Raw genomic sequence first — 11,034 nt, forward strand, 5'->3', positions numbered from 1 at the left:
CAATCGAACGCCCCACAACTCCTGTTTCGCAGCTACAGTAACGATGTAGTTCTAGTGGAGGAGGCCGGGTGTACACGGTGACCGAGGCGGCACAGCTGGTCGGCGTCAGCAGCGGCACGCTCCGGCTGTGGGAGGCGCAGGGACTGGTCCAGCCGCAGCGCGGGCCGGGTGGCCGGCGCCGCTACAGCGAGGCCGACCTCGAGCGGCTGCGCAAGATCCAGTGGTGGCGCCGGGTCCGCGGGCTCAACGCGCCCGCCATCCGGCGGGAGCTGGAGCGCGAGGAGTACGCCCGCCTCGGCGACGCCCAGCCGGCGGCGCCGGCCACACCGGGCACGGACCTCCAGTTGCGCACGTCGCGCCGCCGGGCCGGGCTGACGCTCAAGCAGCTCAGCGAGCGCTCCGGGCTGAGCGTGTCGTTCCTCAGCGCGGTCGAGCGGGGGGTGAGCGCACCGTCCCCGACGGCGGCGGCCCGGCTGACGGCGGCGCTGCACGGCGACGTGCGAGTCGACGCGCAGCAGGAGTCGCCGGTGCACCGCCTCGGCTCGGGCAAGCGCGTCGACATCGCGCCCGGCATCACCTACGAGTGGCTCTCCGGCCACCAGGGCCTGCTCGAGCCGCAGCTGGCCGTCGTCCAGCCCGGCGCGCACAGCGACAACACGTACCAGCACGACGGCGAGGAGTTCCTCGTCGTCCTGTCCGGCAGCTTCGAACTCGCCCTGGGCGAGGCCGTGCGGGTGCTCACGCCGCGCGACTCCGTCCACTTCGACAGCCAGGTGCCGCACTCGTGGGCCAACCGCGGCGACGTCGAGGCGGAGGTGCTGTGGATCACCACCGAGCGGGGCGTCTGGCAGGCCGGCTCCAGCAGCCACGCACCGCGGAAGGACTGATGACGTGAGGACTCGTGACCTGGTCGGGTACGGGCGCCGGCTGCCGGCGGGGCGTTGGCCCAACGGCGCGCGGCTGGCCGTCTCGCTCGTGCTCAACTACGAGGAGGGCTCCGAGCGCAGCTTCGCCATGGGCGACCCCGAACAGGAGACCGGCACCGAGTGGGGCCAGTACCCGTACCCCGCCGACGTCGCGAACCTCGCGATGGAGTCGATGTACGAGTACGGCGCGCGGGTCGGCGTCTGGCGCGTCTTCGACGTCGCCGACTCCTTCGAGGTGCCGCTGACGATCTTCGCCTGCGCCCAGGCGTTCGAGCTCAACCCCGACGTCGCCGCGTACGTCCGCGACAGCGCGCACGAGGTGTGCAGCCACGGGTACCGCTGGGAGGAGGTCTTCCGGCTGACGGAGCAGGAGGAGGCCGAGCACATCCGGCTCGCCGTCGCCAGCCTGGAGAAGACCGTCGGCCGCCGCCCGTCCGGTTGGTACTGCCGCTACGGTCCGAGCACCCGCACCCGCGAGCTGCTGGTCGCCGAGGGCGGCTTCCGCTACGACAGCGACTCCTACGCCGACGACGTGCCGTACTTCGTGCTGGCCGGCGGCGAGCGCCGGCTGGTCGTGCCGTACTCGCCCGACGTCAACGACTTCCGGTTCTGGCAGGCCAATGGGCCGGCCACCGCGGCGCTGCTGACGGAGTACCTCACCGACAGCTTCGACGAGCTGTACCGCGAGTCCGAGCGGACGCCGCGCATGCTCTCGTTCGGCCTGCACCCGCGCATCATCGGCCGGCCCGGGCGCATCCGGGCGCTGCGCGACTTCATCGAGTACGCGCTGGGCCACGACGGCGTGTGGTTCGCGACCCGCGAGGAGATCGCCGACGCCTGGTTGCGGCGCGACGCCACGGAGTTCGACGAGCAGGGTGTCGCGTGACGGCCCTGCCGGCGCCGGACCCGTCCGCCGCGCCCGTCCAGCAGGCCGTGCTCGCCGCCGAGCCGGCGCCGTCCGGCCACCCCGGCTACGGGCTGCACGCCGGCGTCACCCACCTGCTTCCCGGCGGCTCGACGCCGCTGATCAGGCACGACGTCGCCGAGTTCGTGCTGGTGCACGAGGGCGTCCTCGACGCCGAGCTGGACGGCGACGTCCGCCGGGTCGGGCGCGGCGACCACTTCACCGTCCCGGCCGGGTGCTGGCACGGCTTCACCAACCCCGGCGCTGAGCCGGCCTCGATGATCTTCGCCTTCGGCGGCGAGCCGGGACCGGTCACCGTGCGACGCGACCGTCCGGCCCGAGAAGGGAGCCTGTCATGACCGGCACGACGAACAGCTCCGCCACGACCCCCGCGGTGACGGCCGTCCAGGACGGGCAGCCGCTGATCGAGGCCGCCGGCGTCGACATGGCGTTCCGCACCGGCCGCGGCCGCCGGGCCGAGGAGCACCGGGTGCTCGAGGACGTGGGCTTCGGCATCGGCGCCGGCGAGTTCGTGTCCGTCATCGGGCCGTCCGGCGGCGGCAAGACCACCCTGCTCAGCCTGATCGCCGGCCTCGCCACGCCCACCGGTGGACGCATCGTCGTCGGCGGGCAGACGGTCACCGGGCCGGGCGCCGACCGCGGCGTCGTGTTCCAGCAGGACGCGATCCTGCCGTGGCGCACCGTGCGCCGCAACGTCGAGTACGGCCTCGAGCGGGCCGGCCTGCCGCGCGCCGAGCGGGCCGAGCGGGCGGCCGAGTTCATCGAGCTGGTCGGGCTGACGAAGTTCGCCGACTACCTGCCCAAGCAGCTGTCCGGCGGCATGAAGAAGCGGGTGGCGATCGCGGCCGTGCTGGCCAACGACCCGGCCGTGCTGCTGATGGACGAGCCGTTCGGGGCACTCGACTACTCGACCCGCGTGCACCTGCAGGACGAGCTGCTGCGGATCTGGGAGCGGCGCCGCGTCACCACGGTGTTCGTCACCCACGACATCGAGGAGGCGCTCTACCTCTCCGACCGCATCCTGGTGCTGGCCGGCGGCCGGCTGGCCGAGGACTTCGCCGTCCCGTTCGGCCGCCCGCGCGACCCGGAGCTGCGCATGGGCGCCGAGATCCAGCAGGCCAGGAGCCACCTCTGGGGTTACCTGTGAGGCTGCACCGGCTCGCCGTCAGCGCGCTGGGCTGCCTCGCGCTGGTCGCCGCGTGGGAGATCGGCGCGTACGTGGTCGGCGGGCGCAGCGCCAACCCGGAGATCGTCTGGCCGCACCTGTCCGACGTGCTCGGCGAGGCGCTGCCGGCGCTGGCCGGCGTCGACACCACCGGCGGCCAGCAGCTGACCGGCGTCGCGGACCCCAGCTTGAGCGGCGCGGCCCGGGTGCTCGGTGAGCAAGCCCTGGTCACGACGCTGCGGGTGCTCGGCGGGACCGCGCTGGGCATGGTCGCCGGCGTCGCGCTCGGGTTCCTGCTCGCCACGGCGGGCTGGTTCCGGCGCACGTTCTCGCCGGTGCTGCAGACGCTGCGGCAGGTCCCGCTGTTCGCACTCACCCTGCTCTTCGTCATCTGGTTCGGCGGCACGACCACCGGGATCGTGGTCTTCGTCGCGTTCGGGACCGGGCTGATGATGATGGTCGCGACGCAGGAGGCCATCGCGTCCGTCCCCGCCGTCCACGTCACCTACGCACGCACCCTCGGCGCCACCCGCGCCGACGTGCTGCGCACCGTCGTGGCACCGGCCATCGTCCCGCAGCTGGCGGCGACCACCCTCGTCGTCGTCGGGCTGGCCTGGGCCATGGTCATGGCCGCCGAGTTCCTCGGCACCCAGCAAGGTCTCGGGCGGCTCATCCTCTTCTTCCAGATGTTCCAGCTGACCGACCGGATGGTCGTGGTCGCGGGCGTTCTGACCGTGCTCGCGGTCGCCTCCCAGCTGGTCCTGACGCAGGTTCTCGCCCGGCTCACCCGCTGGGTCCCGCGCGAGAACGGCTGACCCTCCGACAGACAGGAGTTCACCGATGATCTCCAGGCGCACCGCGGCATTCGTCGCGCTCGCCGGGTTGTCGTTCGGCGCCTTGGGCGCGTGCGGCGACGACTCGTCCGGCGACGGCACCACCCCCGCTCTGGACGAGAGCCTGACCAACGTCGGCGTCGGCGCGTGGGACGGCGTCCTCGGCGTCGACCTCACCGACGCCGACCCTGCCGTCCCCGACGTCGAGGTCCGGCTCGCGCAGGCCCCGTTCTGGGACCACAGCACCGAGCAGATCGGCATCGAGCTGGGCTACTTCACCGACGCCGGCATCACCGTGACGCCGCAGCCGTCCGGGACGATCCTCGGGATGGACCAGATCGCGCCGCAGCTGCTGGCCGGGCAGATCGACGTCGGCACGATGGTCCCGCAGATCTGGACGTCCTCGCTGGACCAGGGCGTCACAGCGCGGGTGTTCACGTCGCGCGACATCTTCATGGGGCACGCGTTCCTGGCCGCGCCGGGCACCGGGGCGCGCTCGGCCGCCGACTTCATGGACGACGGCCTGGACTGGGACGACGCCGTCGTCGCCGCGCTGGAGCAGATCGTGGGCCAGACGGTGTACGTCACCGACGAGGCCAGCCCGCGCTCGTTCCGCGAGGTGGCGCTGGAGGCGGCCGGGCTGACCACGGACGACTTCGAGTCCAACGTGCTCGACGACACCACCATGCAGCAGCTGGCCATCAGCGGCCGGGCCGACTTCGTCGCGCCGGCGTCCGGGCCGAACATCGTCGCGCTGATCGCCGAGGGCTGGATCCCGCTGGTCAGCACCAGCGACATCGTCGAGCACGGCAACGCCGAGCAGCTGCTCACCGTCGTCGTCAACACCGGGCTGGCGGCCGAGGTCTCCTGGCTGCAGGCGAACCCGGAGACGGCGCTGCGGCTGGCGTCGGTCGGCTACCGGATCATCGACCTCAAGAAGACCGACCCCGAGGCGGCGGCGGGCATCCAGATCCCGTTCATCAACAGCATCGCCGGCACGTCGTTCACCATGGCCGACGCGGAGACGCTGGACCAGCGGATCGACCCGTTCTACTCGTTCGAGGAGCAGACCGAGTTCTTCCAGGACGAGTCGTCGCCGTTCTACTGGTCCAAGCCGATCGACGCGACGGTCGAGAGCCTGCGCGACGCGGGCCTGCTCACCGGCGAGCACGAGGCGTCCGACGTCTCGTGGGCCGACAGCACCTGGCTGACGCTGGACTCGCTGCGCGAGCAGAGCGGCGAGCTCATCGACGAACTGACGGCGGCGGGCGGCCTCACCGGCCAGGCGGCCGAACAGCTCGCCCGGGCGGAGGAGTTCTTCGCCGCCCGCAACTATCTGGACGCGTACCGCTTCGCCAACGCCGCGAAGCTCAACGCCTGACCCGGGAGCGCGCGGTGTCCATCGTGGTGTCCGTGACGCGGCGGGCCGGCGGCCGGCTGGCCGGCCTGGCCGGTGCGCTGCTGCTGCTCGCGCTGTGGGCGTGGCTGAGCACGAGGACGGTGCCGACACGGCTGCCCGGGCCGGACGCCGTCCTGCGGGTGATGGCCGAGAGCCTGACGTCGTCGCCGGTCATCGCGGCGCAGGGCGGCGGCTCCGGCGGGTTCCTCCCGCACATCTGGGCGACGCTCTGGCACACCGTGGTCGCGGTGGCCGCCGGGGCGCTGCTGGGCTGCGCGCTGGGCTGGGCGCTGGCCACCGTGCAGGGCGTGCGGTGGCTGCTGCAGCCGCCGCTGGAGATCCTGCGGCTGGTGCCCAGCCTGGTCGCGGTGCCGTTCTTCGTGCTGTGGTTCGGCATCGGGCCGGTGCCGCAGTTCGCCCTGATCGTCGGCTACACGGTGCTGGTCATGCAGGTGGCGGCGTACACCGCGGTCCGCGACTTCCCGCCGCACGTCCGCGACTACGCCCGGACCATGGGCGCCGGCCGATGGGCCGTCGCGCGCACCGTCCTGCTGCCCGGCGCGCTGCCCGGCCTGCTGGGCTCAGTGCGGGTGACCCTGCAGCTGGCCTGGGGCCTGGCCGTCGTGGCGGAGCTGCTGGGCGCGCAGGTCGGCGTGGGCCGGGTGATGTCGTCGGCGGCGCGGCTGTTCCGCACCGACTACGTGATGGCCGGGCTGGTCTGGATCTCCGTGATCGCGATGGTCACCGACGCGGTGTTCCGCTGGGCGATCCGGCGCACGACCGCCTGGAGCAGGGACTGACGTTCGGCGGGAGATCCCGCCGAGGAGAAGAGGTAGAGGTGACGATCGACGACGACCGGCGCCGTGGCGTCCTGGCGACCATGATCGCCGCGCGCGCGTTCGAGGACGGGCTCGGCGCCGAGTTCGCGAAGCAGCGCGCCCACGCCAAGGGCGCCTTCGGCGGGCGCAACGGCGCCTTCGAGGACCACAGCCTGGAGTTCCGCATCCCCATCCAGGGCAACATCGAGCTGTCCACCGGGCAGGAGGCGGGGCCGGCCGCGCTGTGCAGCTGGCTCACCGCCGACGACTACGCGGCCGGGACGCACCGGTCGCACTCGCTGGCGGTCGCGAAGGGCGTGGCGTGGCGGCCGATGCTGGCCGAGATCTACGGCCGCGCCACCGGGCTGTGCGGCGGCCGCGGCGGCGACTTCATGCTCAACGACCCGGCGGTGAACTTCGAGAACAGCGCGATCATGGCGCAGCTGACCGCCGTCGCCCTGGGGCACGCGTTCGCGCACCGGCGCGGCGGCACCGGCGGGGTGGCCGCGGCGGTCATCGGCGACGGCGCCAGCAACCAGGGCGTCGTGCACGAGTCGATGAACCTCGCCGCGCTCTGGCGGCTGCCGGTGCTGTTCGTCATCGAGGACAACGGCTACGCCATCAGCACGCCGCGGCGCCGGTCCAGCCCGGTCGGCGACCTCAGCGTCCGGGCCAGCGCCTACGGCATGCCCGGCGCCTCGGTCGACGACTCCGACGTCGACGCGCTGATCGAGACGTTCGGCACGGCGGTGGCCCGGGCCCGCGCCGGCGACGGGCCCAGCCTCGTCGTCGTCCGCACCCACCGGCTGCGCGGCGCGTTCGAGGGCGACAACCAGTCGTACCGTCCGGCCGGCGAGCTCGACGACGAGACCGCGGCGGACGGCCTGCCGGCCTACGCCGCGCGGCTGCTGGCCGCGGGCGTCGTCACCGAGGAGTGGCTGGACGAGACCCGGGCCGCGGCGGCCGCCGCCTTCGACGACGCGCTGCGCTTCGCCGAGTCCTCGCCGTTCCCCGATGCCGCGCACGCGCTGGAAGGACTGTTCGCATGACCACCACCGTGCCGGCCGGACGGCAGCTCACCTTCACCGAGGCGATGGTCGAGGCGCTGGAGTTCGCCTTCGCCGAGGACGACGGCGTCTTCCTGATGGGCGAGGACGTCGGCGTCATGGGCGGGGTGGCGGGCCAGACCCGCGGCCTGCACGCGAGGTACGGCGACGAGCGCATCCTCGACACCCCGATCTCCGAGGCGGCCTTCTTCGGGCTGGCCGCCGGCGCCGCCCAGCGCGGGCTGCGGCCGGTGGTCGAGCTGATGCGGGTCGACTTCGCCGGCGTCGTGATGGACCAGATCTACAACTACATCGCCAAGATCGGCTACTGCACCGGCGGCCGGCGCCGGGTCCCGATGACGATCATGACGCAGGTCGGCAACCCGCTGCGGCAGGGCGCGGTGCACGCTCAGACGCTCTACGGCACCTTCGCGCACATCCCCGGCCTGCGTCTCGTCGCGCCCGCGACCAGCCACGACGCCAAGGGCCTGCTGCGGGCGGCGATCCGCTGCGACGACCCGGTGGTGTTCTTCTTCCACTCCAGCCTGCTGGCCATCCCGTATGGCCTGGGGGTGGAGGAGTGGACCGCGGTGCCGGTGGCCGAGGACGACTACGAGGTCCCGCTCGGCGTCGCGCGCACCATCCGCCCGGGCGACGACGTCACCGTCGTGTCGATGTCGCACACCGTGCACGACTGCCTGCGGGCCGCCAGCCGGCTGGCCGACGACGGCATCTCCTGCGACGTCGTCGACCTGCGCACCATCGTCCCGCTCGACGTCGACCACATCGTCGCCTCGGTGCGGCGCACCGGCCGGCTGCTGGTCGTCGACGAGGACTACGCCTTCGCCGGGCTGAGCGCCCAGATCGTCGCGTCCGTCCTGGAGGCGGGCGTGTCGCTGGCCGTGCCGCCGGCACGGGTCGCCCGGGCGCACGTGCCGATCCCGTACTCGCTGCCGCTCGACGACGCGGTGCGGCCCGGCGTCGCCCGCATCGAGGCCGCCGCCCGCGCGCTGGTGGCCTGACCCCGTCAACCCGAGGAGAGAGATGAGCCTGTCCGGCAAGACCTTCCTGATCACCGGGGGAGCCCGCGGCCAGGGCCGCGCGATCGCCCTGAAGGCGGCGTCGCTCGGCGCGCGGGTCGCCGTCGTCGACGTCTGCCACGACGTCGACACCGTCCCGTACGCGCTGGGCACGAAGGACGACCTCGCCGAGACCAAGCGGCTGGTGGAGGAGCTCGGCTCGTCCTGCCTGACGCTGGCCGGCGACGTCCGCTCGCAGGACGACATGGACCGCGCCGTCGCCGCCACCGTCGAGGAGTTCGGCGCCGTCGACGTGTTCTGCGCCAGCGCCGGCGTGCACAGCTTCGTGCCGTTCTGGGAGATGACCGCGGAGCAGTGGCACACCGTGCTCGACATCAACCTCACCGGTGTCTGGCACGGCGCCCGGGCGGTCGCACCGCGGATGATCGAGCGGTCCAGCGGCGCGATCATCATCACGTCGTCGGTGATGGGCCACGAGACCGGCAAGGACCTCGCCCACTACGCGGCGTCCAAGCACGGCGTGCTCGGGCTGATGAAGAGCATCGCCTACGAGCTGGGCCGCTACGGCATCCGCTGCAACGCCGTCCTGCCCAGCGTCGTGCACACCGCGATGGGCGAGAACCCGGAGACCCGCAAGTGGATCTTCGGCCGCGACGACGCCACCACCCAGGACTACATCGAGGCGACGAAACACTGGCACCTGCTGCCGGGCCGGTCCGGCCTGCCGCCGAGCGCGATCGCCGACGCGATCGTCTGGCTGGCCTCGGACGAGGCCTGCTACATCACCGGCGTCGAGCTGCCGGTGGACGCCGGGCACCTGCAGCTGCAGGGCTTCAACCACGAGGTCGTCGAGCGCGACGGGGAGCCGGTCGGACCATGGTACTGAGCACTGACGGCTGGGTCGTGGTGGTCAGCGGGGCGGCCCGCGGCCAGGGCCTGAGCCACGCGAAGGCGTACGCCGCCGACGGCGCGCACGTCGTCCTGCTGGACGCGCCGTCGGGGCTGGCGACCGTCCCGTACCCCGTCGCCGACGAGGACGACCTCGCCGCGGCGCACGCGGAGGTCGACGCGGCCGGGCCGGGCGCCGTCCTCAGCTACGCCGCCGACGTCCGCGACGCCGGCCGGGTCGCCGAGGTGCTGGCCGACGCCGCCGGCCGCCTCGGCGGCATCGACGTCGCCGTCGCCAACGCGGGGATCTTCAGCTTCGCGCCGTCCACCTGGGAGCTGTCGCCCGAGACGTGGAAGGAGTGCAGCGACACCATCCTCTACGGCTCGTGGACGCTGGCCCGGGCGGCGATCCCGCACATGCTCGGCCGCGCCGGCGCCAACCTCGTGTTCGTCGGGTCGGTGTCGGCGCACAAGGGCATCGCCGCCACCGGCCACTACGTCGCTGCCAAGCACGGTGTCGTCGGGCTGATGAAGACGCTCGCGATCGAGTTGGCCCCGGAGGGCATCAGGTCGAACATGATCTCGCCGACGGCGGCGAACACCACGATGGCCACCAACCCGGCGATGGCCGAGTGCGTCCACTACCAGGAGGGCCGCGGCTCGAACATGTCCAACCTGCTGCCGGTCGGCCTGATCGAGCCGCGCGACGTCACCGACGCCGTGCTCTGGATCAGCTCCGACCACGCCCGCTACGTCACCGGCGAAGTCCTCAAGGTCGACGCCGGCTTCACCGTCCGCTGACGCGCTGGAGGAGCTCGCGCAGCTGGGTGAGGCTCTCGCCGATGACGGGCAGCGGAGGAGCGTCGCGCAGGACGAGGTCGATGTCCTTGACGCCGGAGGCGGTGCCGATGGCGACGACGGCGCCGTCGGCCGGGAGCCGCCGGGCGGCGGCGACGGCCACCGCGGACGAGGCCTCGAGGAACAGGCCCTGGGCGGCGGCGCCGCGCTGCTCGGCGAGGAAGTCGGCCTCGTCGACGGCGACGGCCGAGCCGCCGGAGTCCCAGAGCGCCTGTAGCCCCTGCCAGTTCGCGACGTCGCTGCCGATGGAGAAGGCGGCCGTGCTCACGTAGGGGATCTCGGTGCGCTCCTGCGCCGGGCGGCCGGTCTTCGCCAGCGCCCGCACGTACGCGGCCGACGCGGACGGCTCGGCGGCGACCAGCCGCGGCGCCGCCCGCAGCAGCCCCGCGGCGACGAGCTCCTTGAAGCCGCGGCCGATCCCGGCCAGCAGGTCGGCCCGTGACGTCGGCACCACAACGGCGCCGAGCGAGTCGCCGAGGTCGCGGGCCAGCTCGTACGCCACGCTCTTCAGCCCTTCGACGGCGTGCGGGTGGCCGCCGGCGCCGGGCTCGACGTAGTTGGTGAGCGGGAACCAGCCCAGCTCGTCGACGGCGCGCCGCATGACGTTGTTGCGCGCGACGCTGTCCGGGAACCCGACGACGACGGCGCCGGCGGCGAGGATCTGGGCATGGATGACCGGCGGCAGGCTCGACGTCGTCACGACGATGCAGCGCAGCCCGGCCCGCGCCGCGTACGCCGCGGCCGAGGCGCCGGCGTTGCCGCTGGACGCGGCGATGACCGTCGTGCTGCCGCCGGCGCGGGCCGTCGCGACGGCGGCAGCCATGTAGCGGTCCTTGTGCGTGTGGGTCGGGTTGGCGCCCTCGTTCTTCACCCAGACGCCGGCGGGGTCCTCCAGCCGGACGTTCGGGGTGTTGCCCTCGCCGAGGGCGACGGGATCGGCGTCCGGAGGCAGCGGGACGGTCCCGGGCCAGCCCCATGGCCCGCCGGGGTACGACGCGAGGTCACGTCCGCGCAGGTCGGCCAGCGGCAGTTCGAGGTTCACCGCGACGCCGTCGGCGCGGCAGGCGGGGCACCCGGCGGTGCCCGTGCCGTCTCGCCCGCAGCGTGGGCAGCGCAGGGTCTGATCGGTCACGGCG

Annotated in this window: 12 protein-coding genes; 11 read left to right on the top strand and 1 reads right to left on the bottom strand. The window is 73.3% G+C overall.

What is annotated here, in order from left to right; translation table 11 throughout:
• Positions 1 to 68: 68 nt before the first annotated feature.
• The 11 genes from BLV02_RS34325 to BLV02_RS34375 are packed head-to-tail and all read left to right on the top strand — an operon-like array spanning position 69 to position 9,841.
• A complete protein-coding gene (locus tag BLV02_RS34325; RefSeq protein ID WP_069111367.1) occupies positions 69 to 887 on the top strand; it encodes a MerR family transcriptional regulator in 819 nt (272 codons plus the stop codon).
• A 4-nt stretch (positions 888 to 891) separates the two neighbouring features.
• Positions 892 to 1,812 (top strand): polysaccharide deacetylase family protein, encoded by a 921-nt coding sequence (locus BLV02_RS34330; protein ID WP_069111366.1) that lies wholly within the window; start codon positions 892 to 894, stop codon positions 1,810 to 1,812.
• A complete protein-coding gene (locus BLV02_RS34335; RefSeq protein ID WP_069111365.1) occupies positions 1,809 to 2,189 on the top strand; it encodes a cupin domain-containing protein in 381 nt (126 codons plus the stop codon). Before BLV02_RS34330 ends, BLV02_RS34335 begins: the two co-directional genes overlap by 4 nt.
• Positions 2,186 to 2,998 carry an ABC transporter ATP-binding protein gene (locus BLV02_RS34340; RefSeq protein ID WP_216094214.1) on the top strand — a complete coding sequence of 271 codons (813 nt, stop codon included), beginning with the start codon at positions 2,186 to 2,188 and terminating at the stop codon, positions 2,996 to 2,998. Before BLV02_RS34335 ends, BLV02_RS34340 begins: the two co-directional genes overlap by 4 nt.
• Positions 2,995 to 3,831 (top strand): ABC transporter permease, encoded by an 837-nt coding sequence (locus BLV02_RS34345; protein WP_069111364.1) that lies wholly within the window; start codon positions 2,995 to 2,997, stop codon positions 3,829 to 3,831. Before BLV02_RS34340 ends, BLV02_RS34345 begins: the two co-directional genes overlap by 4 nt.
• 25 nt (positions 3,832 to 3,856) lie before the next feature.
• Positions 3,857 to 5,230, top strand: coding sequence for an ABC transporter substrate-binding protein (locus tag BLV02_RS34350; RefSeq protein ID WP_069111363.1), 1,374 nt, complete (start codon positions 3,857 to 3,859; stop codon positions 5,228 to 5,230).
• A gap of 14 nt (positions 5,231 to 5,244) precedes the next feature.
• Positions 5,245 to 6,048: an ABC transporter permease gene (locus BLV02_RS34355; protein WP_069111362.1), complete on the top strand. Its 804-nt coding sequence runs from the start codon at positions 5,245 to 5,247 to the stop codon at positions 6,046 to 6,048.
• Between the two features lie 38 nt (positions 6,049 to 6,086).
• The gene (locus BLV02_RS34360; RefSeq protein ID WP_083288614.1) at positions 6,087 to 7,115 is read left to right on the top strand and encodes a thiamine pyrophosphate-dependent dehydrogenase E1 component subunit alpha; all 1,029 of its coding nucleotides are present in this window, start codon (positions 6,087 to 6,089) and stop codon (positions 7,113 to 7,115) included.
• Positions 7,112 to 8,134, top strand: a complete 1,023-nt coding sequence (locus BLV02_RS34365; RefSeq protein WP_069111361.1) for an alpha-ketoacid dehydrogenase subunit beta — start codon at positions 7,112 to 7,114, stop codon at positions 8,132 to 8,134. Before BLV02_RS34360 ends, BLV02_RS34365 begins: the two co-directional genes overlap by 4 nt.
• Positions 8,135 to 8,156: 22 nt before the next feature.
• The gene (locus tag BLV02_RS34370; protein WP_069111360.1) at positions 8,157 to 9,038 is read left to right on the top strand and encodes a mycofactocin-coupled SDR family oxidoreductase; all 882 of its coding nucleotides are present in this window, start codon (positions 8,157 to 8,159) and stop codon (positions 9,036 to 9,038) included.
• On the top strand, positions 9,029 to 9,841 hold the full coding sequence (locus BLV02_RS34375) for an SDR family oxidoreductase (RefSeq protein WP_069111359.1): 813 nt from the start codon (positions 9,029 to 9,031) through the stop codon (positions 9,839 to 9,841). The genes BLV02_RS34370 and BLV02_RS34375 overlap by 10 nt, the downstream gene beginning before the upstream one ends.
• Here BLV02_RS34375 and BLV02_RS34380 read toward each other — a convergent pair.
• Complete coding sequence (locus tag BLV02_RS34380) at positions 9,828 to 11,030, bottom strand: threonine synthase (protein ID WP_069111358.1); 1,203 nt, start codon at positions 11,028 to 11,030, stop codon at positions 9,828 to 9,830. The two genes, BLV02_RS34375 and BLV02_RS34380, sit on opposite strands and share 14 nt — an antisense overlap.
• Between the last annotated feature and the right edge of the window lie 4 nt (positions 11,031 to 11,034).

This window comes from Jiangella alba (assembly GCF_900106035.1).
GTDB classification, from domain to species: Bacteria; Actinomycetota; Actinomycetes; order Jiangellales; family Jiangellaceae; genus Jiangella; species Jiangella alba.

What these genes read in the sequence shown, in the direction of transcription:
- BLV02_RS34340 (WP_216094214.1), top strand. Translation starts at nt 2,186, where the DNA reads ATGACCGGCACGACGAACAGCTCCGCCACGACCCCCGCGGTGACGGCC.
- BLV02_RS34350 (WP_069111363.1), top strand. Translation starts at nt 3,857, where the DNA reads ATGATCTCCAGGCGCACCGCGGCATTCGTCGCGCTCGCCGGGTTGTCG.
- BLV02_RS34365 (WP_069111361.1), top strand. Translation starts at nt 7,112, where the DNA reads ATGACCACCACCGTGCCGGCCGGACGGCAGCTCACCTTCACCGAGGCG.
- BLV02_RS34370 (WP_069111360.1), top strand. Translation starts at nt 8,157, where the DNA reads ATGAGCCTGTCCGGCAAGACCTTCCTGATCACCGGGGGAGCCCGCGGC.
- BLV02_RS34375 (WP_069111359.1), top strand. Translation starts at nt 9,029, where the DNA reads ATGGTACTGAGCACTGACGGCTGGGTCGTGGTGGTCAGCGGGGCGGCC.